At 37.3% G+C, this 25,072-nt stretch carries 18 protein-coding genes; 13 read left to right on the top strand and 5 right to left on the bottom strand.

Annotated elements, in window-relative coordinates:
• Nucleotides 1-135 precede the first annotated feature (135 nt).
• Together dapA and NG743_RS03470 are read right to left on the bottom strand one after the other, a co-directional pair.
• Nucleotides 136-1,038, bottom strand: a complete 903-nt coding sequence (gene dapA / locus NG743_RS03475; protein ID WP_027404846.1) for a 4-hydroxy-tetrahydrodipicolinate synthase — start codon at nucleotides 1,036-1,038, stop codon at nucleotides 136-138.
• Between the two features lie 93 nt (nucleotides 1,039-1,131).
• Nucleotides 1,132-2,145, bottom strand: coding sequence for an aspartate-semialdehyde dehydrogenase (locus tag NG743_RS03470; protein WP_193964408.1), 1,014 nt, complete (start codon nucleotides 2,143-2,145; stop codon nucleotides 1,132-1,134).
• A gap of 1,137 nt (nucleotides 2,146-3,282) precedes the next feature.
• Between NG743_RS03470 and tig the strand changes: the two genes are divergently transcribed.
• The 7 genes from tig (at nucleotide 3,283) to NG743_RS03430 (ending at nucleotide 12,882) form a co-directional block, all read left to right on the top strand.
• Nucleotides 3,283-4,680 (top strand): trigger factor, encoded by a 1,398-nt coding sequence (gene tig, locus NG743_RS03465; RefSeq protein WP_027404848.1) that lies wholly within the window; start codon nucleotides 3,283-3,285, stop codon nucleotides 4,678-4,680.
• 379 nt (nucleotides 4,681-5,059) lie between these two features.
• Entirely contained in the window at nucleotides 5,060-5,737 is a 678-nt protein-coding gene (gene clpP / locus NG743_RS03455; RefSeq protein ID WP_027404850.1) for an ATP-dependent Clp endopeptidase proteolytic subunit ClpP, read from the top strand.
• Between the two features lie 30 nt (nucleotides 5,738-5,767).
• Nucleotides 5,768-7,111, top strand: a complete 1,344-nt coding sequence (clpX, locus tag NG743_RS03450; RefSeq protein ID WP_027404851.1) for an ATP-dependent protease ATP-binding subunit ClpX — start codon at nucleotides 5,768-5,770, stop codon at nucleotides 7,109-7,111.
• A 90-nt stretch (nucleotides 7,112-7,201) separates the two neighbouring features.
• Nucleotides 7,202-8,041, top strand: a complete 840-nt coding sequence (locus NG743_RS03445) for an alpha/beta fold hydrolase (protein ID WP_257121524.1) — start codon at nucleotides 7,202-7,204, stop codon at nucleotides 8,039-8,041.
• Nucleotides 8,042-8,380: 339 nt separating this feature from the next.
• On the top strand, nucleotides 8,381-8,830 hold the full coding sequence (locus NG743_RS03440) for a DUF29 domain-containing protein (protein WP_027404853.1): 450 nt from the start codon (nucleotides 8,381-8,383) through the stop codon (nucleotides 8,828-8,830).
• Nucleotides 8,831-8,867: 37 nt separating this feature from the next.
• Nucleotides 8,868-9,314 (top strand): DUF29 domain-containing protein, encoded by a 447-nt coding sequence (locus tag NG743_RS03435; RefSeq protein ID WP_027404854.1) that lies wholly within the window; start codon nucleotides 8,868-8,870, stop codon nucleotides 9,312-9,314.
• Between the two features lie 91 nt (nucleotides 9,315-9,405).
• Nucleotides 9,406-12,882 (top strand): Eco57I restriction-modification methylase domain-containing protein, encoded by a 3,477-nt coding sequence (locus tag NG743_RS03430; protein WP_257121523.1) that lies wholly within the window; start codon nucleotides 9,406-9,408, stop codon nucleotides 12,880-12,882.
• An 89-nt stretch (nucleotides 12,883-12,971) separates the two neighbouring features.
• Here the strand turns inward: NG743_RS03430 and NG743_RS03425 are convergent, their stop codons facing one another.
• The gene (locus tag NG743_RS03425) at nucleotides 12,972-13,322 is read right to left on the bottom strand and encodes a type II toxin-antitoxin system RelE family toxin (protein ID WP_257121522.1); all 351 of its coding nucleotides are present in this window, start codon (nucleotides 13,320-13,322) and stop codon (nucleotides 12,972-12,974) included.
• On the bottom strand, nucleotides 13,312-13,554 hold the full coding sequence (locus tag NG743_RS03420; protein WP_027404857.1) for a type II toxin-antitoxin system RelN family antitoxin: 243 nt from the start codon (nucleotides 13,552-13,554) through the stop codon (nucleotides 13,312-13,314). The genes NG743_RS03425 and NG743_RS03420 overlap by 11 nt, the downstream gene beginning before the upstream one ends.
• Before the next feature lie 172 nt (nucleotides 13,555-13,726).
• Between NG743_RS03420 and NG743_RS03415 the strand changes: the two genes are divergently transcribed.
• The 3 genes from NG743_RS03415 (at nucleotide 13,727) to NG743_RS03405 (ending at nucleotide 18,675) form a co-directional block, all read left to right on the top strand.
• Nucleotides 13,727-14,629: an Rpn family recombination-promoting nuclease/putative transposase gene (locus NG743_RS03415; protein ID WP_027404858.1), complete on the top strand. Its 903-nt coding sequence runs from the start codon at nucleotides 13,727-13,729 to the stop codon at nucleotides 14,627-14,629.
• 284 nt (nucleotides 14,630-14,913) lie between these two features.
• Nucleotides 14,914-15,204, top strand: coding sequence for a nucleotidyltransferase family protein (locus NG743_RS03410; RefSeq protein WP_193896423.1), 291 nt, complete (start codon nucleotides 14,914-14,916; stop codon nucleotides 15,202-15,204).
• 57 nt (nucleotides 15,205-15,261) lie between these two features.
• A complete protein-coding gene (locus tag NG743_RS03405) occupies nucleotides 15,262-18,675 on the top strand; it encodes a helicase-related protein (protein ID WP_257121521.1) in 3,414 nt (1,137 codons plus the stop codon).
• On the opposite strand, the gene NG743_RS03400 is transcribed toward NG743_RS03405, so the two are convergent.
• Entirely contained in the window at nucleotides 18,672-19,658 is a 987-nt protein-coding gene (locus NG743_RS03400) for a GntR family transcriptional regulator (RefSeq protein WP_027404861.1), read from the bottom strand. The genes NG743_RS03405 and NG743_RS03400 overlap by 4 nt on opposite strands.
• Before the next feature lie 266 nt (nucleotides 19,659-19,924).
• On the opposite strand from NG743_RS03400, the gene NG743_RS03395 reads away from it, so the two are divergent.
• The 3 genes from NG743_RS03395 to NG743_RS03385 all read left to right on the top strand — a co-directional run bounded on the left by NG743_RS03395 (nucleotide 19,925) and on the right by NG743_RS03385 (nucleotide 24,748).
• Nucleotides 19,925-20,692, top strand: a complete 768-nt coding sequence (locus NG743_RS03395; protein WP_193964640.1) for a dienelactone hydrolase family protein — start codon at nucleotides 19,925-19,927, stop codon at nucleotides 20,690-20,692.
• Between the two features lie 341 nt (nucleotides 20,693-21,033).
• The gene (locus NG743_RS03390; RefSeq protein ID WP_027404863.1) at nucleotides 21,034-21,936 is read left to right on the top strand and encodes a S1 RNA-binding domain-containing protein; all 903 of its coding nucleotides are present in this window, start codon (nucleotides 21,034-21,036) and stop codon (nucleotides 21,934-21,936) included.
• 568 nt (nucleotides 21,937-22,504) lie between these two features.
• Nucleotides 22,505-24,748 (top strand): FdhF/YdeP family oxidoreductase, encoded by a 2,244-nt coding sequence (locus tag NG743_RS03385; RefSeq protein ID WP_257121520.1) that lies wholly within the window; start codon nucleotides 22,505-22,507, stop codon nucleotides 24,746-24,748.
• The last annotated feature ends 324 nt before the right edge of the window (nucleotides 24,749-25,072 follow it).

The following is a 25,072-nucleotide window of genomic DNA, read 5'->3' as shown; positions in this document are numbered from 1 at the left end:
TTCTGTTTAAATTCAGCTTCTATAAAGTCCTATTTGATTTCGTTGACATCAAACTGAATAATTTTTATATTGTTCAGTTGTAGCACAAGTGTTAAGACGATAATCTAGTCACCATTTGTACACATTATTTATAAATCACTCACCTATTGGGGCTGAGATTAAATTCAGCTTTTGCATTACTGACTCTAATTTTTTCGATACATCCGTATCAGCTTCATATAAGGGTAGACGAGTTGAACCTACTTCCCAACCTTGCAGTTTGAGTGCTTCTTTGACAGGAATGGGATTTGTAGTTAAAAATAGAGCTTTAAACAATGGAAACAATTGCAAATGAATGTCAGTAGCAAGTTGAGTATTTCCCGCTTTCCATGCTTGAATCATTTTTTGGATGTGATTACCCACTAAATGAGAAGCTACACTGACTATCCCTTGAGATCCTATGGCTAACATTGGTAAAGTTAAAGAATCATCTCCAGCGTAAATCTGAAATTCTTTGGGTGTCAAGCGACGGATTTCACTCACTTGATCTAAGTTACCACTGGCTTCTTTAATGGCGACAATGTTATCAATTTCCGCTAATCTTACCACTGTTTCGGAACTGAGGTTTTGTCCCGTGCGCCCAGGAATGTTATACAACATCATTGGCAGGTCAGGACAGGACTGGGCTATTGCCTGAAAGTGTTTGTATAATCCAGCCTGTGGCGGTTTGTTGTAATAGGGAACTACTTGTAAAGAACCATGTACTCCTATTTTAGCTGCTTTTTGGGTGGCGGCGATCGCTTCTTTGGTGTCATTAGAACCAGAACCAGCAATTACTTTAGCTTTACCGGATACAGTTTGCAATACCTCAACAAATAATTGATATTCTTCGTCCCAAGTCAGGGTTGGAGATTCGCCTGTTGTTCCACATACTACTATTGCATCTGTACCGTTGTTAACTAGATAATCTGCTAGTTTGGCAACTACATCATAATTAATACTACCGTCTGTCTTAAACGGCGTAATCATAGCAGTTACAATTGTTCCAAAATCTCCCACACTCTTTTCTCTCCTAATTTGTTAGTTGTCAGTTGTTGATTATCTAATGATTCATGACAGATGACTGAATTTAAACTTATACTGTAGTCAATTTTAGTAAATTTTTTCTACTAATAATTCAGCAATTTGCACTGCATTTAAAGCTGCACCTTTACGGATTTGGTCGCCGCATAGCCACAAGTCTAAACCACAAGCATGAGAAATATCCTGGCGAATTCTTCCCACCAAAACCTCATCTTTACCACTAGCATCTATAGGCATCGGAAAATAATTTGCTTGCCAATCTTCTACTAATTTCACCCCAGGGGATGTTCTTAAAATTTCTCTAGCCTCATCTGGATCAAAAGGTGTTTCAAATTCTAGATTAATGGCTTCAGAATGGGCGCGGAGTACGGGAACCCGTACACAGGTCGCGGTAATCCTGATTTCTTGATTACCAAAGATCTTGCGGGTTTCGTTCACCATTTTCATTTCTTCCTCACAATATCCCCAAGTTGTCATGGGAGAATTATGGGTAAATAAATTAAATGCCAATGGGTAAGGTAAAATCTCCGCTACTGGTTGCTTTCCTTGTAGTATAGCGTTACTTTGGATTTTTACTTCCTCCATTGCCTTCGCGCCAGCCCCACTAGCTGATTGATAGGTAGCAGCGACAATCCTTTTCACTGGTTTAACTTGATGTAATGGCCAAACTGCCAAGGACATGAGAATTGTCGTACAGTTGGGATTGGCAATAATTCCTTGGTGAGTGAATGCGGCTTGGGGATTTACCTCTGGAACTACCAAAGGGACATCCGGGTTCATGCGAAAGGCACTGGAATTATCAATTACCACTGCTCCTTTTTCTACCGCTACACTCGCCCAAGTTTTGGAGATGCTGCCCCCAGCACTAGCTAAGACTATATCTAGGCTTGCCAAACTGCGATCGCTCACCGCCTCAATTTGGATCTCTTCCCCCTTGAATCTGAGTGTTTTTCCCGCACTGCGTGGCGATGCCAACAATTTTAATTCAGCCAAGGGAAAATTTCGACTTTCTAGTAATTCCAGCAACTCAGTACCTACAGCACCAGTTGCTCCCAAAATAGCTACACGATAGGACTTAGACAAACTCGACTCCTCCTTTAAGAGGTAACTAGCACTTTTTTTAGGACAACTTAAAAAATCAAATGTTTCTGTTGTTCCTGTCAACAGCAGATTTTCAATAGTAAAATTTGCATATTCTCGTGATTATATCCCAATTTTTGATGACTATTGAGAGATTTGAGACTTTGTTGCTTACAGCGGTCTCCGCTCTTATGAGTTACATCCTAGCCCCCTCATCGCTTGCGGGGAGGGGGTTGGGGGTGGGGTTCTTGTACCTCATAACACCAGGAAGTGCTGTATATTGCAGTTAAAATTAATTTATATCGCACTCTACAGCTATGGAAGTCATAGCAAATCAAATTGTCATAAGAATACTCAGTAAGCGGGAAACTCAGTGTCTTCAAACCTGAGAGGGAAGCGACTCGTGCGGTTTTAACCCCCTTAAATATTTTCTCATTACCGCCTTGGAGTTGGCAAATTCGGGGTACTCTTGTGATGTACTTTCAACGGGACAATTACCGATTCAAATTTCCCAACTCTGTACGCATAATGTTTTGCTCCGAAGAGCCTCCCTTTCGGGGTGATGTTAGCCTCGTCAATGTTTTAAGAGCTTTTTAGACTTGCAACACTGTTTCAGTGACTTTAAAACTGTTTAATTGCAAATGACAGAGCAGGGAACTAGCTTCGCATTCCGGGGTGTCGTGACTCAAAAAACGTAGTCAGTGAAGACTTAGACTGGTCAGTACAGTTTGCAATTTCTTACAAGCTCATTCCCTTTAGGGCTGAGTTACTGACACTACATTATCGTATAATATCCCATTATACAGCAAACTGCAAAAAAGAAAACCAAGGGCAATTAACATTTGGGTATTTGCTAGAAGCCCTGCCTGTAAAGTTATGTTACCGGAACTAGGGCTGCTATGTTGAAAGAATATCATAAAGTGTTCAGTCCTTTACTTTTTGCAGTAAAATGGATCTCTGCTGAAAGACATTCACACGCATTTGTGTCTGAATGATATCTATTCAGAATATGATCGTGTTTCGTCAACAGCGAGTGAACTTAGGTCGGGATAACCGATCCTATACCCCGTAGAAGTAAATGTCTAGACTTGTCTAGTATTTAGATAGCAGATTAAAATACCAGAAAAATAGAAACAACGCATGAAAGTTACCCAGGAAAAACTTCCCGCCAGTCAAATTGGTTTACAAATAGAAATTACACCGGAAATTACCAAACAAAAATACGAGCAAGCTATTAGAAAATTAACTAATACCGCAAATATTCCTGGGTTTCGCAAAGGCAAAGTCCCCCGGCAAATATTAATACAACGTATTGGTAATCTTCGCGTCAAAGCAACCGCCCTAGAAGAAATGCTGCAAGAAGGCATTGACCAAGCAATTAAACAAGAAGCAATTAGCGCTCTTGGTCAGCCCCAACTAAGTTCTTCCTTTGATGATTTAATTGTCAATTATGAACCAGGAAAACCCCTGACCTTTACCGCTTCTGTGGATGTCTTCCCAGAAGTCAAGTTAAACCAATACACTGGTTTAGAAGTTAAAGCGGAGGAAATCAAGTATGATCCTACCCAAGTAGATACAGTTATTGAAGCGCAAAGAGAAAAATCAGCAACTTTAGTTCCTGTAGAAGGACGTGCTGCCCAAATTGGTGATATGGCAGTGATTGACTTTAAGGGTGTAATTGCCAAAACTGAAGGGGATGATCCTGACAGTGAACCCAAACCAATTCCCGGTGGAGAAGGAACTGATTTTCAAGTTGAGTTACAAGAAGATAAGTTTATTCCCGGTTTTGTCTTGGGTATAGTGGGCATGAACCCTGGAGAAACCAAAGAAGTATCTGCTCAATTCCCAGATCCTTATGGTAACGAAGAGTTATCTGGTAAAGTAGCTTTGTTTACTATTACCCTCAAAGAAATTAAAACCAAAGAACTACCCGAATTGGACGACGATTTTGCCCAATCAGTCAGCGACTTCGAGACCTTAGAAGAATTGCGGGCATCCTTAGAAGAACGGTATCAAAAAGAAGCCGCAGATAAAACCAAAGAAAATCAGCAAGAAGCGTTAGTCAAAGAACTACTCAACCATGTCGAAATAGATTTGCCGACAACACTGATTGATCAAGAAATTGATGCTATGCTGTCACAGACGGCAATGAAGTTGTCCGAGCAAGGAATAGATGTCAAAAAGCTATTCACCCAAGAAATTATTCCCCAATTACGTGATAGATCCAAGCCTGAAGCTATAGAACGTCTCAAACGGACGCTATCTTTACAAGAAATTGGCAAACGTGAATCTATTGAAGTGGCAACGGTAGAAGTGCAAGCTAGAGTCGCCCTATTGATGGCAGAATATCCTGATCAAGATTTGGATGAAAATAGATTGCGTGGAGTGGTTAAAGAAGAACTTCTAACCAAAAAAATCCTTGATTGGTTGCTAGAACGTTCATCTGTGGAACTAGTAGCGGAAGGTTCTCTAAGTGCGGCGGAACCAGCCGAAAGCACTGAAGCACTTCAGGAAGCAGAAACCAGTAATCCTGAGTAATGGGTAATGGGTAATTGGTAACGGGTAATTGGTAATGGGTAATTGGTAATGGGTAATTGGTAATTGGTAATTGGTAATTGGTAGTTAGGAAATATCTACCCCCAACTCCCCAACTCCCCCAACTCCCCCTACCTCCCCTACTCCCCTCACCCCCCCAACTCCCCCACTCCCCCAACTCCCCCTACCTCCCCCACTCCCCCAACTCCCCCTACCTCCCCCACTCCCCCCACTCCCCCCACTCCCCCAACTCCCCCTACCTCCCCCACTCCCCCACTCCCCCAACTCCCCACCTCTTACTCCCACCTCCTGAATTCTGCCACATAGGGCATAATAGTTAACAGTTCACAATTTCATGCCATTTATTTTTAAATATTCTAGTATGCTTGTATCGCAGTCGGGAAATTACCCAATCACCAGCTTGAGTCCTATTGGTACTAGTGGCAGTTCTAGCAGCCCTAGTAATATCGTGCCAATGGTGGTAGAACAGTCTGGGATGGGAGAAAGGGCATTTGATATCTACTCCCGCCTACTGCGCGAGCGGATTATTTTTTTGGGAACACCCATAGATGATGTTGTAGCTAATTCCATTGTTGCCCAATTGCTTTTCCTCGATTCTGAAGATGCGGAAAAGGATATTCAATTGTACATTAATTCTCCGGGTGGCTCTGTCTACGCGGGTATGGCAATCTATGATACAATTCAACAAATACGTCCCGATGTTGTGACTATCTGTTTTGGTCTGGCAGCGAGCATGGGGGCTTTTTTATTAACATCTGGAACTGCTGGAAAGCGGATGTCTTTACCTGACTCCCGGATTATGATTCACCAACCCCTGGGTGGCGCTCAAGGACAAGCTATTGACATTGAAATTCAAGCGCGAGAAATTCTTTACATTAAGGGCGAATTAAATCAACTAATGGCCAAGCATACTGGTCAACCCTTGGAGAGAATTGAGGCTGATACCGAGCGCGACTTTTTCATGTCAGCAGAAGAGGCGAAGAATTATGGTTTGATCGATCAGGTCATTTCTAGACAAAATCTTCCCACAGCAGGGTAAATCGTCGTCATTCTGAAATAAGAGGCTGATATGTCTAAGTACGACTCCCATTTAAAATGTTCATTTTGTGGCAAGTCTCAAGAGCAGGTACGTAAATTAATCGCAGGTCCGGGAGTCTACATCTGCGATGAGTGCGTTGACTTGTGTAATGAAATCCTCGATGAGGAATTGTTGGATACTAGTGCTGCGGCTGCATCACAACCGGCGCAAAAGTCAGAACCAACTGAAAAACGTCGTACCAGTTCGTCTAATATCTCGTTTAATCAAATCCCTAAACCGAGAGAGATTAAAAATTATTTAGACGAACACGTTATCGGCCAAGATGAAGCCAAAAAGGTGCTATCTGTGGCTGTTTACAACCATTATAAGCGATTGGCTATTCTTCAGTCTAAGGTTAATGCCAAGGCTGGGACAGATGATGCCATCGAACTACAAAAGTCCAATATTTTACTGATTGGACCAACTGGTTGCGGTAAGACTCTATTGGCGCAAACTCTGGCGAAAATCCTGGATGTTCCCTTTGCTGTTGCTGATGCTACAACCCTGACGGAAGCTGGGTATGTGGGTGAGGATGTGGAAAATATCCTGTTGCGTCTGTTGCAGGTGGCAGATTTGGATGTGGAGGAGGCTCAACGGGGTATTATCTACATTGATGAAATTGATAAAATCGCCCGGAAGAGTGAAAATCCCTCAATTACCAGAGATGTTTCTGGGGAAGGGGTACAGCAAGCTTTATTGAAAATGTTGGAGGGGACTATTGCTAATGTTCCACCCCAGGGCGGACGTAAGCACCCATATCAAGATTGTATCCAAATTGATACGAGCAATATTTTGTTTGTCTGTGGTGGCGCTTTTGTCGGTTTAGAAAAAGTTGTAGATCAGAGAGTTGGGAAAAAGTCAATTGGCTTTGTGCAACCAGGTGATGTGCAAACTAAGGAAAAACGGGCTGCTGATACCTTACGTCATCTGCAACCAGATGATTTGGTGAAATTTGGCATGATTCCTGAGTTTATTGGTCGGATTCCCATGGTGGCTGTGGTTGATCCTTTGGATGAGGATGCGCTGATGGCAATTCTGACTGAACCACAGAGTGCTTTGGTGAAACAGTACCAAAAACTGCTGAATATGGATAATGTCCAGTTGGATTTTAAACCAGAGGCGTTAAAGGCGATCGCTCAAGAGGCTTATCGGCGCAAAACTGGAGCGCGGGCTTTACGCGGTATTGTGGAAGAGTTGATGCTGGATGTAATGTATGAGTTACCCTCTCGCAAGGATGTGACTCGCTGTACAATTACTAAGGAAATGGTGGAAAAACGTTCTACTGCTGAACTGATAGTACATCCTTCTTCTTTACCTAAACCAGAGTCGGCTTAAAAGTCATTAGTCACTAGTCATTAGTCATTTGGATTTTGACTCTTGACTCTTGATTTTTTAATTTTTAATTCTTAGTTTTTAATTGTGACAATGACTTATATAAATGTTCGGGGTGTAGACCATTATTACGAGTGGATGAAAAAACCATCAAATGTTATGAAACCGGTGATGGTTTTTTTGCATGGTTGGGCTGGTTCAGCGAGATATTGGCAAAGTACGGCTGAGGCTTTATTAGATAATTTTGATTGTTTATTATATGATTTACGGGGTTTTGGTCGTTCTCAATGTCAACCCCAAAATAACGGGAATTTAAGTTATGAATTAACAGAATACGCAGAAGATTTGGCGGTTTTATTAAATGAGTTAAATCTTGATCGTGTTTATGTTAATGCCCATTCTATGGGTGCTTCTATTGCGACTTTATTTTTTAATCGTTATCCCGAAAAAGTTGCCAAGGGAATTTTAACTTGTAGCGGTATTTTTGAATATGATGAAAAAGCTTTTTCTGCTTTTCATAAATTTGGTGGTTATGTGGTGAAATTCCGCCCGCAGTGGTTAAGTAAAATTCCTTTGGCTGATAAAATGTTTATGGCTAGATTTTTACATCGTCCTATTCCTAAAGCGGAAAGTCAGGCTTTTTTAGAAGATTTTGTTAATGCCCATTATGAAGCGGCTTTAGGGACTATCTATACTTCTGTGAGTAAGGAACAAGCGGAAACAATGCCGGAAGAATTTGCAAAATTAACTATACCAACTTTGCTGATTGCTGGGGAACATGACATTATTATTCCAGCTAAATTGGGGAAAACGGCGGCGGCTTTAAGTGATAAGGTTCAATTAAATATTATTCCCAATACGGCGCATTTTCCGATGTTGGAAGACTCAGAAACTTATTTAGCAATAGTCAAAGAGTTTTTAAGTTGTTCGTAATTGGTAGAATCAGATCGAATCAGATCCCCGACTTCTCTAAGAAGTCGGGGATCTTTATTTATATGTGTGTTATTTTAGAGTCAGAGAAAGAACAATGTCCTTATTCGCTGGAACAATTGTTAGATATTGATTATTTACCTACAGCAAATTGTCATCAAACCCGGAACAAGAACTCCACCCCCAACCCCCTCCAGTATCAAAAGCTTATCCTTTTCTTCCCCCCGCTGCGGGGGGATTGAGGGAGGTGCGATGAGGGGGCTAAGATGTACCTTATATGATTGGAAATCGCTGTAACTGAGTTAGAGAAATAATTAAATAAATAAATTAGGAGGTAAAAATATGAATGTTTTGACTAATTTACAGCAACTCTATGAAACAGATGATTATTTATGGTTATTAGAAACTATTAATTTATTGAAACAAGGTCGTTTTAATGAGGTGGATTTAGAGAATTTAATTGAGGAGTTGGAAGATTTGGGAAGTGAAAAGAAAAATGCGGTTGAAAGTCTTTTAGAACAAGTTATTAGACATTTATTATTATTGCAATATTGGATAGAAGAAAATGAAACAAATCGTTATCATTGGCAAGCTGAAATCGTCAGTTTTAGAAACCAACTTAAACGACGTTTAACTGGTAATTTGCGTAATCATTTAGCTAAAGAAATGCTAAATCTTTATGCTGATGCTTTGAAATATGTGCAGATCAAAACTAAATTTAAAGTTAATTTTCCCGCAGAATGTCCTTATTCGCTGGAACAATTGTTAGATATTGATTATTTACCTAATTGAGTTAAAGAAACAATTAAAGAAGTTAGGAGGTAAAAATATGAATGTTTTGACTAATTTACAGCAACTCTATGAAACAGATGATTATTTATGGTTATTAGCAACTATTGATTTATTGAAACAAGGTCGTTTTGATGAGGTGGATTTAGAGAATTTAATTGAGGAGTTGGAAGACTTGGGAAGTGAAAAGAAAAATGCAGTTAAAAGTCTATTAGAACAAGTGATTAGACATCTTTTATTACTACAATTTTGGACAGAGGAATCTGAAAGAAATTATTATCATTGGCAGTCGGAAATTTTAGGTTTCCGTTATCAACTTGAGGATAGATTAACAACGAATTTACGTAATTATCTAGCTAATGAGATGGATAATATTTATAATCGGGCTTTGAAATATGTGCAGATAAAAACTAAGTTTAAAGTTGATTTTCCCGCAGAATGTCCTTATACTCTTGAACAATTGTTAGATATTGATTATTTAGGTTAATAGAAATCCAGAAATCCAGGGAATAAATTCCCTGTCTCATAGCTAAAGTCGGTTAAAACCGACTGTTTTACATATACCAGGAGTGCATTTTATGAAGTTCAATCGCAATCAAGTTAAAACATATCTCCAATCATCTGATTTTACATCTTTATTTATTGAAGAGTTGGGTTGGGATTATGCAGATGGTTCTCCTCTTTATTTAACTGTAGATGAGGAAAATTATACTATAGAAGCTGCTGCCCAAAAACGCGGAATGATGGTTTATCATTGTGTGTCTGATAATGGCATTTTACCCAATTCTAAAGTTAGAAAAAAGATTGATACGGAAGTTACAAGTTATAGTCAAGAACATTTAATTATTTATACTGATAAAAAGCAAGAAAAGCAGGTTTGGCAATGGGTAAAAAGAGAATCTGCAAATAAAACTAAAGCCAAGGAAACTACTTTTAATATTACTCAATCTGGAGAGTTATTAACTCAAAAGTTAGAATCTTTATTTATTGATTTTGCTGAGGAAGAAAATTTAACTTTAACTGATGTTACTCAACGCACTCAAAAGGCTTTTGATATTGAAAAGATTACTAAAAAGTTTTTTGATGATTTCCAGTTGGAACATCGGAAATTTGTTACCTTTATTAAAGGTATAGATAATATCAAAGATGCTAATTGGTATGCTTCGGTGATTTTGAATCGGTTGATGTTTATTTATTTTCTCCAGAAAAAGGGGTTTTTAGATCATGGAAATCCTGATTATTTACAAGATAAGTTGAAGGTTAGTCAAACCAAAGGTGAAGATTTATATTATCAAGAGTTTTTACAGACTTTGTTTTTTGATGGTTTTGGTAAAGCTGAAAAGTTCCGTAAAGATGGAACTGCGGCTTTAATTGGTAGAATTAAATATATTAATGGTGGTTTATTTTTACCCCATATTATTGAAGAGAAATATCGCGGAAAAATTAGAATTAGTGATGGTGGTTTTGAGGATATATTTAAGTTATTTTCTGGTTATACTTGGCATTTAGATGATACTCCCAGTGGTAAGGATGATGAAATTAATCCTGATGTTTTAGGGTATATTTTTGAGAAGTATATTAACCAAAAGGAGTTTGGTGCTTATTATACTAAACCGGAAATTACTAATTATCTTTGTGAACGGACTATTAATAAGTTTATTAGTGAGAAGATTGGTAATGTACCCTCGTTCCCATGCTCTGCGTGGGAATGTGAACCCAGAGGCTCTGCCTCGAAAATAGAGGAGGTAGAACCTCTAAGAGGGCATTCCCAGTCTGGAGACTGGGAACGAGAAAAACGAGAAAATAATCAATTGTGTCAGCAATTATTAGATGAGATTTTACCTCAGCTTTCAATTTTAGATCCTGCTTGTGGTAGTGGGGCTTTTTTGGTAGCTGCTTTACAACATTTAATTAAGATTTATACTGCCATTTTTGACTTTATTCAAGTTTCGGGAAATGAGTCAAATCAAGCTAGATTAAGTAAGATTAAACAAGATCATCCTTCTTTGGATTATTATATCAAAAAGCGGGTAATTACTGACAATCTCTATGGTGTGGATATCATGGAGGAAGCGGTGGAAATTGCCAAGTTACGGTTATTTTTAAGTTTAGTTGCTTCTGCGAAAACTGTTGATGATTTAGAACCTTTACCTAATGTTGATTTTAACATTATGGCAGGTAATTCTTTAATTGGGTTGATTCGGGTTGATGATAAACGTTTTGATATTGTGGGAAACCCTGATATTTTACAACAATTAAAAGCCCAGGATTATCAAACTATTTTAAATGAGAAAAATGAAAGTATTAAGATGTATAAGGAACACGCTTTTATTGTGGGGAAGGTTGAAGATACGGAACAAGAAGATCGTTTACAATTTTTGAGACATCATATTAATGATGTTAACCGGGAATCTTTGGTTAAGTTAAATCAATTGTTGTTAGATGAGTTTGGGAATTTAAAGATTAAATATGAGGAGGTGCAGTTAAAGGGGAAAGCTAGTAAACGGGTTTTAAATATGGCTGATATGAAAGCATTAAAACCTTTTCATTGGGGTTATCATTTTGATCAAATTATTGCTAGGGGTGGTTTTGATATTATTTTAGGTAATCCTCCTTGGGAGATTTTTAAACCGCAAGCTAAGGAGTTTTTTGCGGAATATAGTGATTTAGTGACTAAGAATAAGATGGACATTAAGACTTTTGAGAAGGAACAAAAGCAGTTATTAGAAAATCCTGAAGTTGCTACTGCTTGGTTAAAATATCAAAGTCAATATCCTCATGTGAGTTTATATTTTAGAAGTGCTGAACAATATCTTAATCAGATTTCTGTGGTTAATGGGAAGAAACAGGGAACTGATATTAATTTATATAAGTTGTTTGTGGAACAATGTGTTAATTTACTTTCTCCACATGGTGAATGTGGTTTAGTGATTCCTAGCGGGATTTATACAGATTTGGGAACTAAGCAACTCCGAGAAATGTTGTTTTCACAAACTAATATCACTGGTTTATTCTGTTTTGAAAATAAAAAGGCTATTTTTGAAGGAGTGCATAAAAGTTTTAAGTTTGTGGTTTTGACTTTTGAAAATGGTAATCAAACTTTATCTTTTCCTGCTAGGTTTATGCGTCATGATGTGGGAGAGTTGAATAGTTTTCCTGATGATGATTGTCTTCATATTTCTGTGGATTTAATTAAACAGTTATCTCCTGATTCTATTTCGGTTATGGAGTTTAAATCTGATTTAGATATTTTCATAGCTGAAAAAATGAGTCAGTTTCCTTTGTTGGGGGAGGAAATCCAGGATAAATGGAATGTTAAACTAACACAAGAACTGCACATGACAAATGATAGTTATTTATTTCATAAAGAATATCAGGAAGGATTAGTACCTCTGATTCAAGGAAATATGTTTCATCAATTCAATTATAATTTTGCAGAACCTAAATATTGGATTGAGTTAAGTGAAGGAAGAAAAAAACTTTTAGGTAAAAATGAAGACAATAAGCAAAAACTTTCCTATCAAGATTATCGTTTAGTTCATAGAAGAATTGCAAGCAGTACAAATGAGCGTAGTTTAATTGCTTGTGTATTACATAAAAATAGATTTTGTGCTGATACAGCCCAGAGTATCAAAAATTTATTACCTTACAATGTTACTTTATTCTTAACAGGAGTTTTTAATTCTTTTGTTGTAGATTATGAAATTCGTAAAAGAATTACATCTCATTTAGATATGCACTTTATGTATAGCTTAACTATTCCCAGATTAACAGAAAAAGACCCATTTTTTCAAGAAATAGTAGAACGTGCAGCCAAACTCATCTGTACAACACCAGAATATGATGAATTAGCGAAAGAAGTAGGTTTAGGAAGTCATAAAAACGGAATTACAGACGAGAGAGAAAGGGGGAAAATCCGCGCGGAATTAGATGGAATAATTGCCCATTTATATGGATTAACAGAAACAGAATTTAGTCATATATTGAGTACCTTTCCCATTGTTGCAGAAACCGTGAAAGATGCAGCTTTAAATGCTTATCGGGATATGGTTTGATGGTTGGTTAATAACGTTAACGTAGGGGTTTAGCAATGTGCTAAACCCCTACAATATATAATAAAAACGGATGAGGATTAAAACTAAGATCATGCTTGAAACAGTTCTATAACTGACTTAATTTCATCCATTGTTACATCTGTTTGTTCCAGTTTAGAATAAATTAACAGTAAAAGGACATTTGTAGGTGATTCAATTTGATAAATAATTCGATAACCACTACTTTTCCCTTTTTGAATGTCACTGTTGCGAACTCTTACCTTCAAAACTGTATACCCTGTTCCTGAAATTTGATCACCTAAGAAATTACCACTTTGTAATTCTTCAATTATTGGTTGAATATCATTACGAATGTGGCGATATTTTTTTGACAAACTGCGTATTTTTTGTTTAAAATTATCGGTAAAATTAACGATAACAAATGGTGTTTCACTCAACATCAATACCTTCCCAAAGTTCTGAAATTGGATGAACTTTACCTGCTTTAGCTTCTTGTAATGAGGTTTTCAAACTTTCTAAAACAGCTTCTTTTGATTCATTATCTTCATCTAATTCATCTTCAATAAACAAAACAATTAATTTAACCCGACTTGGTTTATTAACCATTAAAGGAGTTTCTAAAGAGATGTTACCATTTTCGTCAATTTTGGCCATTATTTCTTGGGCTATCATATTCACTCACCTGTAATTACTACAACTATTTTACTATATTATAGTAAACATTGATCAAGATCCCCGACTTCTGTTTTAATTGTGTCAATAAATCATAAATTGTATGGTGCATCAGATTGCATAAATCCTGTTAGAATAAAATAGTAACTACATCCTAGAAAATATTTATGTTATGCGTCGAGACACAATCTTTTACAAACTATTTCAACAATATCCATCTTTATTATTTCAACTGTTGGAAAATCCTCCAGAAAATGCCGATAGTTATAGATTTGATTCTGTAGCAATTAAAGAACCAAAATTTGAAATTGACGGAGTATTTTTACCACCAGAAAATGAAAATCCAGGAATTGTATATTTCTGTGAGGTGCAATTTCAAAAAGATGAAATATTGTATGAAAGAGTAGTAGCTGAATCTTCCTTATATTTCTATCGTAATCGGGCTAGATTTAGTGATTGGGAAGCAGTAATAATTTATCCATCTCGTAATATCGAACAAAGCAATATTTATCCACTGCGGGCATTTTTGAACAGTGATCAAGTACATAGAGTATACTTAGATGAATTGGGGGATATTCATCAATTACCAACATGGGTAGGAGTGATGATATTAACTACCTTAGAAGAAAGTCAAGCACCAGAAGTAGCCAGGTATTTATTAACAAAAACTAAGGAAGAAATACCATCATCATCAAATAGCGTCATAATAGAAATGATCACAACTATCATGATGTACAAGTTTGAAAATCTCAACCGTCAAGAGGTAGAATCTATGTTAGGAATCACACTCAAACAAACACGAGTTTATCAAGAAATTAAAGAAGAAGGAAGAGAAGAAGGACTAGAACAAGGATTAGAACAAGGATTAAAAGCAGGAAGAAAAGAAGGACTAGAAGAAGCAACTTTTAATTTAGTTATGAGACTTTTGAGTAAACGATTTGGTAAAATATCCCCAAAAATACGTGGTTCTATTTCTAATTTATCTTTACCTGTTTTAGAAGATTTAAGTGAAGATTTATTAGACTTTAAAACTGTGAATGATTTACAAATTTGGTTGGAAAAAGTTGAAGATTAATATCTAATATTCCCGACTTCTGTTTTAATTGTGTTAATAGATGATAAATTAATGATAGAAGTTGGGAATCTGATATTATGTATTATGTTATAATATTCAAATCAGCAACAGGAGTAAAAACCATGACTGTTAAACAATTGATTTATGCAGAAATTGACAAAATACCAGAAGATAAACCTGAATAAGTTTATCAATTAATTAAGGAATTTATAGATAAAAACAAAAGTGAAAAAAGGGATATTATCTAAGTTGAAAGAAATAAAAAATCTTTAAGGAGTTAAAAAATGAAACGAGAAAAACTGATCACTTTTTTAAAAGATCATGCGGTAGAGATTCGAGGTTATGGTGTAAAATCTCTCGGTTTATTTGGTTCGGTAGCAAGAGATGAAGCGACGGCTAAAAGTGATGTTGATTTATTAGTGGAGTTTGAGGGAAAAGTAACATTTGACTGCTATATGGATTTAAAATTTTTTCTGGAGGATAGTTTAGGATGTTCGGTAGATGTAGTTAGCAAGAAGATGTTAAAGCCTCAAATTAGAAATGTGGTGGAAACAGAGGTAATTTATGTCTCGTAGTCTCAGATTGTATTTTGAGGACATTTTTCAAAAAGAATTTGGTAATTAATAAAAACTATGCCTCGGATTTTTGATAATATTAATGATCAACTATTACCTATACTTAAAAAAAGCCTCCAATCTGCAAATAGGGCTGATTTTTGTGTCGGTTATTTTAACTTGCGAGGATGGAAATTAATACAGGAGGAAATTGAACAATTTACCGGCGGAGAAAATAATAGTTGTCGGTTATTAATTGGAATGCAAAAACTTCCCAAAGATGAACTTCAGGAACTATTAGGTTTAGGAATATCCCAAAAACCCATAGATAGAAATAAATCTTTTCAATTGCAAAAACGCATAGTTCAGGAATTTCGCCAACAATTAATGATTGGAAAACCTAATAATGCTGATGAATTGGGTTTAAAAAGACTTAAATCACAATTAAAAGCTAAAAAAGTAGTTGTGAAACTCTATTTACGTCATCCCCTCCACGCGAAATTATATTTAGTTCCGCAAAATCATGCTAATTTACCTGCAATCGGTTTTTTAGGGAGTAGTAATTTAACCTTTTCAGGATTATCAGCACAGGGAGAATTGAATGTAGATATTTTAGATCATGATGCTACCCATAAATTACAAACTTGGTTTAATGAACGTTGGGAAGATAATTTTTGTTTAGATATTTCTGAACAATTAGCAGAAATTATAGATGAAAGTTGGGCTACAGACAAGTTAATTGATCCTTATTATGTGTATCTAAAAATGGCTTATCATCTCTCTCAAGAAGCGCGAGATGGTTTAAGTCAATATCAAATACCTTCAGACTTTCAATTATTTCCTTTTCAAGCAGCAGCAGTGAAAATAGCCGCGCATTATGTGAACCGTCGCGGTGGGGTGATGATTGGGGATGTGGTAGGATTAGGAAAGACTTTAGTGGGAACAGCTATAGCGAAAATTATTGAAGAAGAACTGGGAATTAGTACCCTGATTATTTGTCCTAAAAATCTCGTTTCTATGTGGGAAAAATATCGAGAAGAATATGGTTTAAGAGGTGCAGTAATTTCTATTAGTCAAGTTAGTAAAATATTACCCACAATTCCCGCGCGTTTTCGCTTAGTCTTAATAGATGAAAGTCATAATTTAAGAAATCGAGATGGACAACGTTACGCAGCTATTAAAGAATATATAGAACAAAGCGAAAGTCGGTGTATTTTACTGACTGCAACTCCTTATAATAAAAGCTATTTTGACTTATCTGCACAGTTACGGTTATTCGTTCCTGAATCCAAAGATTTAGGAATCAAACCCGAACATTTAATCAGGGAATTGGGGAATGAAATGGAGTTTAAACGCAAACATCCCCAAACCGATATGAGAACTTTAGCAGCATTTGAAAAAAGCGAATATTTTGAAGATTGGCAACAATTAATGAATCGTTATATGATTAGGAGAACTCGCAGTTTTATTAAAAATAATTATGCTGATACAGATCCTTTAAATGGACGTAAATATTTACAATTTACTGATGGTACTCGTTCTTATTTTCCCGTGCGGATTCCTAAAACTGCGAAATTTACGATTAATAATGATGATAATTATGGAAAATTATATGCTAGTGAAGTTGTCGAAATTATTAATTCTCTATCTTTACCCCGTTACGGTTTGGGAAATTACACTTTAGATAAATATAAACAACCTCCCACAGCAACAGAACAACAAATTTTAAATGGTTTATCTCGCGCAGGAAGACGGTTAATGGGTTTTTGTCGCACGAATTTATTTAAAAGATTAGAAAGTAGTGGAACTGCTTTTTTAGAGTCTTTAGAACGTCATGTTTTACGGAATTATGTTTATCTTTATGCGTTAGAAAATAAGTTAGATATTCCTATTGGTACACAGGATGCAGAATTTTTAGATACTTGTAATAATGATGAAGATGCTGATACGGTTAATTCTACAGCTTTAGATTTTGAAATAGCTGATGATGAAAATGATGAAGGTGATGAAATTAGTTTTGCAAGTTTAACCAGTAAAGATACAGAATATAAACGTCAAGCAAAAGCTATTTATGAACTTTATCAAAGCAAATATCAAAAACGGTTTAAATGGTTAAATTCTCGATTATTTAATGCTGAATTAAAAAAACATTTACGGGAAGATGCTTTATCATTATTGAAATTATTAAATAACTGTGGAGAATGGAATTATCAACAAGATCAAAAATTTCAAACTTTGCAAAAATTAGTCACACAAACTCATCCAAATGAGAAAATATTGATTTTTACTCAATTTGCAGATACAGCGCGTTATTTACAAGAGTCTTTGGAAAAAGAGAATATTCCTCAAGCTACTTTAGTCACAGGAAAAATAAATGATCCGACAATATTAGCATATCGTTTTAGTCCAGAAAGTAATAAACAAAATATTGCCATAGAACAACAAATTAGAATTTTAATTGCTACCGATGTTTTAAGTGAGGGTCAAAATTTACAAGATTGTCGGATTATTATTAATTATGATTTACCTTGGGCAATTATTCGTTTAATTCAAAGAACGGGAAGAGTAGATAGAATTGGCCAAAAAGCCTCAGAAATTCTCTGCTATTCCTTTTTACCTGCGGAAGGAGTCGAGGAATTAATCAATCTACGCGGAAGATTAGGGGAAAGATTACAAGAAAATGCTAATGTGGTGGGAACAGATGAAACATTTTTTGAAGATACCCTTTCCTATCAAGAAATTGTTGATCTTTATCATGAAAAGTCTGGTATTTTAGATGAAGCAGAAGATGGAGAGGTTGACCTAACATCGGAAGCTTTTCAAATTTGGAAAAATGCCATAGATGCTGATCCTGATTTAGAGAAGATTATTAAAAATCTGCCTAATGTTATCTATTCTACCCGCGAATATCAAGGAACAAATTTAGATCCTGAAGGTGTATTAATGTATCTTCGCACTGCTGATGGTACAGATGCTTTAGCTTGGATAAATAGGGAAGGAGAAAGTGTAACTCAATCGCAAATGCGAATTTTGAGAATGGCTAGATGTAACCGGAATACACCCCCTTTAGAAAAGCATCCCAAACATCATGAAATTGTCTCGCAAGGGGCTGATTTGGTATTGGAACAGCATAAAACAACTAGAGGACAATTAGGAAGCTCTAAAGGCGCAAGATATCGAACATATTATAGATTAGATGCTTATATTAAGAAGACAGAAACCCCATTATTTTCATCGTTATTTTCATTAGGTGAAGATTGGCAAACTTTGAAAAAGGCGGTTGAAGAAATCTATCTTTATCCATTAAAAGAAACGACGATTGTTAAACTTAATCGGCAGTTGAAAAGTGGGATTAGTGATGAACAATTAGCCACAATGATTATTTCTTTACGTGATAATAATTCTTTGTGTGTGATTCATCCTGAAGACGGACAACAGGAAGCGCAAATTATTTGTTCATTAGGGTTATTTTCGGGACAACTGACAACTTAAATTAGTCCTAATTCCCGTTTTAGTAAGTTGATGGACTGTGTACCGATGTAGTTTTCACAGCGAATCAGTTTGGGTGGACGGATGAGGTCTTCTAGGACTGTTTGTATAGCTGCTTGGGTTGTGGCATAGCTGACTTGATCTGTACAAAATATTATTTCTGAGCGTTTAACGATCGCGTGTAGTTTATAAGCATCCTTTGGTTGAGCAGTCATGACTAATATTTCGTCTCCTCGTAAACCGTGGAGAATGACTTCTGTGGCTCTGAGAATACCAGGACTGAGGCTAACTATACCAATACAACTGGATTTGGGTAGGCTTTTCACGACAGTCATTTCTTTGCCATAGTCGTGAATATCTAGGGGAATCACGCGAACTGCTTTGGGTGCAGCGATCGCTTCCACTTCTCCGATAAAATAACGACTGGTGACTAATGTGGCTGAAGTGGTTTGGTCTAATACTCCAATCAGTTGTTCCATTGCGACTAGCTGGAGGGGGATTTGCAGGGATTCTTCTAACTCATCAACCATTAATTCCCCAGCCCCAATATCTTGAGATGGTGTCACCACTAATACTCTGGCACTACAACGCAAGCGCCAGTCAACTTCTGCTAAAAATAGTTCTCGTGATTGATTCAGAGAACAACCTTGACCCAGTAACTCATCTAGGGCTTGTTGCACCACCTTATAGGCTTGAGGATTTTGTTTGAGCATGGGAGACTGGGATCTGCTTCCGCCTTCATGACCTTGAGGGCGGACATAGATGCCTGAACCTGCTAAACTTTCGACAAATCCTTCTTCCTCCAATTGGCGGTAAACTTTACTAATGGTGTTGCGATGTAATCCAGTTTGCATGGCTAAAGCCCTGGTACTGGGTAGTTTATATGCAGGTGAATATTGCCCAGAGGCGATCGCAAATCTGATCTGATTAAACAGTTGATTAGATGCAGGAATTTCACTATCTGGCTGAATACGGAATTGAATCATTACCAATTCTGCTCCATAAGACTTATACAAATAGCCATAATTTACCTGTTAAATATATGATTAATGGGTTAGTTTGCTATGGAAAATATTATCACAGAAGAATACACCAAATCAGAAGGTAAGGGTCAAAATGAATGTAAGTCCGATCAGCAGTAAATGAATCGTAATTCACAACGCCATTAGTGGTTACTAATTGCTGATAGATATAACTATTATTAACTTGTGCTTCGTACCTCTTACCTATTTCCCTAATCACAACTTATATTATGACAGAGTCAGCAATACAGACTACAACAATTCAAATTCCTCAAGACAATTTGCAAATAGCCGCCTATTTAGCTCAACCAACTGCACCAGGTTCTTATCCGGGAATTGTCGTTCTCCAGGAGATTTTTGGGGTTAACGCCCATATTCGGGATGTTACCGAACGGATTGCTAAACTAGGATATGTGGCGATCGCTCCAGCACTGTTTCAACGTCAAGCCCCTGGATTTGAAACTGGTTACACGCCGGAAGCTGTGGAAATAGGCAAAAAATACGCTTGGTCACAAACCACAGCATCAGAACTTTTAAGCGATATTCAAGCAGCCATTAACTACTTAAAAACTTTACCCAATGTTAACCCAGATGAATTTGGTTGTATTGGCTTTTGTTTTGGTGGTCACGTCGCCTATTTAGCTGCTACACTCTCTGATATTAAAGCCACTGCTTCCTTTTACGGTGCGGGGATCACTACTCGTACTCCCGGAGGTGGAAATCCCAGTATTACCCGGACATCAGCAATTAAAGGCACTATCTACACCTTTTTTGGTGAGGAAGATGCGAGTATTCCTCCAGAAGAGGTAGACGAGATTGCCGCCGAACTTGCAAAATATCACATTTCTCATCGTCTGTTTCGTTACGATGGATCTGGGCATGGATTTTTTTGTGACCGTCGTGCCAGTTATAATTCTAAAGCTGCGGCGGATGCTTGGGAGCAAGTCCAACAACTTTTTGGACAACTAGTAGTCTGTCAACCCGAAAATGATGGGTGAAGGCAAGTAGGGGGTAGGGGAGGTGGGGGAGGTAGGGGAGGTGGGGGAGGTAGGGGAGGTAGGGGAGGTAGGGGAGGTGGGGGAGGTAGGGGAGGGAAGAACAGAAGTTTTTTCCGATCATTACCCGTCAAAATAAATTTGACGAGCTACTAGTACCACAGGGCGGAACTCAAAAGTCAATACTTCGACAAGCTCAGTAACCAGTTAAAAGTCAAAACTAAGACATTATAGGCTTTTTAACGATTTAGAATAGTTGGTTTATTTCCGCCAATCTGTACTAGCCCAACCACTGACCACTGACCACTGACAACTAAACAAATAACAATTTATCTTCAAACGTCATGAATTCCGAATCTAAACTTTCTCAAACAGCCAACTCGTCTTTTTCAATGGATGATTTTGCCAAAGCCTTGGAAAAACACGATTACCAATTTCAAAAAGGACAAGTTGTTCGTGGTAAAGTTTTCCAAGTTGACCACGACGGCGCTTATGTTGATATTGGTGGGAAATCCTCCGCGTTTCTTCCCCAAGAAGAGGCTTCCTTGAGAGCAGTAGCTGATTTGTCGGAAGTATTACCGATGAATGAGGAACTAGAGTTTTTGATTATTCGGGATCAGGATGCTGAAGGTCAAGTTACCATTTCCCGCAAGCAATTGGAAGTGAAACAAATTTGGGAAAAACTGTTAGAAATGCAGGAGAATTCCCAAAGTGTGCAAGTACGGGTAACAGGTGTCAATAAAGGTGGTGTCACTGTTGATCTTCTAGGTGTCCGGGGTTTTATTCCGCGATCGCACATCGCCGAACGTGATAACCTAGAAGCACTCAAAGGTCAAACTCTCACCGTAGGCTTTTTAGAAATCAATCGGGAAACCAATAAACTCGTTCTCTCTCAACGTTTAGCCGCTCGTTCTAGCAACTTCAGTTTATTAGAAATCGGTCAATTAATCGAAGGAAAAATTACTGGCATCAAACCTTTTGGTGTATTCGTAGATTTTAACGGTGTCAGCGCCTTACTACACATCAAACAAGTGAGCCAAAAATTCATTGACTCTTTAGAAAAAGTCTTTCAAATTGGTCAACCAATTAAGGCTGTAATTATTGATTTAGATGAAGGTAAAGGTCGAGTTGCTATTTCTACCAGAATCCTAGAAAACTTCCCCGGTGAAGTCGTAGAAAACTTTGCAGAAGTCATGAACTCCGCCGAAGCTCGTGCTAATCGTGCAGCTAATAAAACGGCTGAATAGGTAATTGCTAATTGACCCAGATCCCCGACTTCTTGCAGGAATTTATCATTGGACATCTCCGAAAATTAAATATGCGTGACATGAAACCCCTGTAGAGACGTTCCATGGAACGTCTCTACAATCTTTACCGGAGATGTCTATTGATTAACACAATCAAAAAAGAAGTCGGGGATATTAAGTAGGTTAGCATTGAAAATCGTCGTTATGGCAAGGCAAGAGGCAAGAGGCAAGAGGATGTTTTAAAAGTAGTATTCCGTAATTTTCATCACGTTGCTACCCCCTTTCCCCTTGTAAAGGGAGGGGTAAAAAATATTTGATACATCAACCATAACTTTTCAAACACCCTCTTAGTCCCGAAGAAGTCATTAAAGCATATAATCAACTTCATAGCACGGAATTTACTATAGAGAATATTGTCAATTGAACGCAGATAAACGCAGATAAACGCAGATAAAGAGGGATGAATTAATTAATGGATTTCATGTTTCTGTGCAGCTTTATAAAAATTGGTATAAGCTAAATATTAAAAAATCGGTCTGTAAAAAAATAAGATAGGAAACTCCTATTTATGAATAATTTACCCGAAAACAAATCTAATTCCCAATCCGGTGGCGGTTTACCTGTAATCCAATATTGGCTAGAAAAAACTCTCTCACCCCAAGGATTACAATTATGGCAAACTCTCAATCATAAAAGTGCCTGTTTATCCTGTGCTTGGGGTACAGGTGGACAAAAAGGAGGGTTTGTTAATGAAGCAGGAGAATACTTACAACGTTGTGCTAAAAGTGTAGAAGCCATTGCTGCGGAATTGCAACCAGGAATTAAATCAGATTTTTTTCAAAAATATCATATTAATGAATTACAACAACTGACCTCTCAAGAATGCGATGATTTAGGTAGACTGACTTATCCTCTCATCCTCAAATCAGGTTCATCTCATTATCAACGCATTAGCTGGGAAGAAGTTTATCAAATCGCCACAACAGCCTTTCAACAACCAGCAGAAAAAATTGCTAGTTATAGTTCTGGACGTTCTTCCAATGAAGCTGCATATTTATTACAATTGTTAATGCGATCGCTTGGTAGTAATAATCTAGCAGATTGTTCAGATTTATGTCACGTCCCCTCAACCATCGGCTTAAAAAAAGTTTTCGGTTCAGGCACATCAATGGTAAGTTTAGAAGGCTTACAACATAGTGATTGTCTAGTTTTAATTGGTTCTAACGCACCTGCAAATCATCCCCGCTTAATGAACGAATTGATCAAATTGCGAGCAAGAGGCGGTAAAGTAATTATTATTAACCCCCAAATAGAAATCGGTTTAGTCAAATTTGCCTCGCCAGCATTTCCCATCAAATCATTACTCACAGGTGGTTCAGATATCTCTTCTTTATATTTACAACCCATTCCTGGTAGTGATGTCGCATTATTTGTCGGGTTGCAAAAATCCCTCATTGCCCAAAATTTAATCAAAATAGAATATCTCCAATCCTACACCCAAAACTGGCAACAAATTTTAGATTATGCAGAAAATATATCCTGGGATCATATCACTAAAACCTGCGGATTATCCCAAGAAGAAATTACAGCCACAGCTTATATCATTGGTAAATCAGAAAGTGTAGTATTTGCTTGGGCTATGGGCATAACTCAACAAGCCAACGGCGTAGAAAATGTTTTTAGTATAGCAAATACGGCTTTAATTACAGGTAACGCCGGTAAAATTGGCGCGGGAACAATGCCCATTCGAGGACATTCTAACGTGCAAGGATTTGGTTCAATGGGTGTAACCATCAATTTGCGAGAAGAAATCAAACAAGCACTATCTAAGCTGTTAGGAAAACCCCTCAATGAAACTCCTGGTTATCATACCCGTGATTTAATAGCAGCAGCAGAATTAGGAAAGATCAATACACTCTTTTGTTTGGGGGGGAATTTGTATGCAGCTAACCCAGACTTACAACAAGCAAAACAGGCTTTATTACAAATAGAAACCATTTTTTATGTAGCGACAAAACCGAATCTAGGACATTTTCATGGATTAGGAAAACAGCAAACTTTAATATTACCTGTTTTCAATCGGTTTGAAAATCCCCATAGGACTACAACAGAATCAGGTAATAATTTTGTGAGGTTAAATGATGCAGGTAAAAGTCATTTACGCCCAGGTAATTCTGATTTAATTTCTGAAGTAGAACTAATTACAGAAATTGCCCATCGTCTACATGATGAAAATCCGATTAATTGGCGTAAATTACAAGATACTATTTATGTTAGAGAATTAATTGCTAAAACCATTCCTGGCTATGAAAAAATAGGTGAAATTGATCAAACTCAGGCAGAATTTACCATTGCCGGGCGGATTTTTGATGAACCTAAATTTCCCACTTTTAATGGTAAAGCGCAGATGTTTGTTACCCCTTTACCACAATTAACTTTACCGCATAAATCAACTTTTGGGGTTGAGGAAAATCAGCCAGGAATTGTAGTCATATTGGGAACAGGACGCAGCTATGGACAACATAACACGGTAGTTTATCGCAGTGAAGATAAATATCGCAAAATGCCCCATCGTTATTGTATTTTAATGAATAGTCTGGATGTACAAAAAGCAGGATTTCAGGAACATCAACAAGTTACAGTTAAAGGAAATGCAGGGGAATTAGAAAATATTGAAATTATTTGTGGTGCAATTCGTGAAGGGGTAGCTTTTATGTTTTATCCTGAAGCTAACGTTTTATTTAAAGCAGATATTGACCCCAAAAGTGGGATACCTGCTTATAAAAGAGTTCCAGTTTTTGTTTATCAATAAAATCTCAATAAAATCTCGTTCCCAGTCTCCAGTTAAGTAATTGGACAAAAATATTTACAGTCATTGCGAGCGAAGCGAAGCAATCACAACCCTTGGAATTGCTTCATTTTACTTCGTTCCATATGGCTAACGCCACGCCACGCTTACGCAATGACATTTTGTAATTAATTCTGTCCCACTACTTACAGCAAATTGTCATCAAACCCGGAACAAGAACCCCACCCCCAACCCCCTCCAGTATCAAAAGCTTATCCTTTTCTTCCCCCCGCGGCGGGGGGATTTAGGGGGGTGCGATGAGGGGGCTAAGATGTACATCATAAGATT

It is taken from the genome of Dolichospermum heterosporum TAC447, from assembly GCF_024584745.1.
GTDB lineage: Bacteria > Cyanobacteriota > Cyanobacteriia > Cyanobacteriales > Nostocaceae > Dolichospermum > Dolichospermum heterosporum.
The sequence above is the reverse complement of the archived record's forward strand: the minus strand, read 5'-3'. Positions and strand labels throughout refer to the sequence as shown.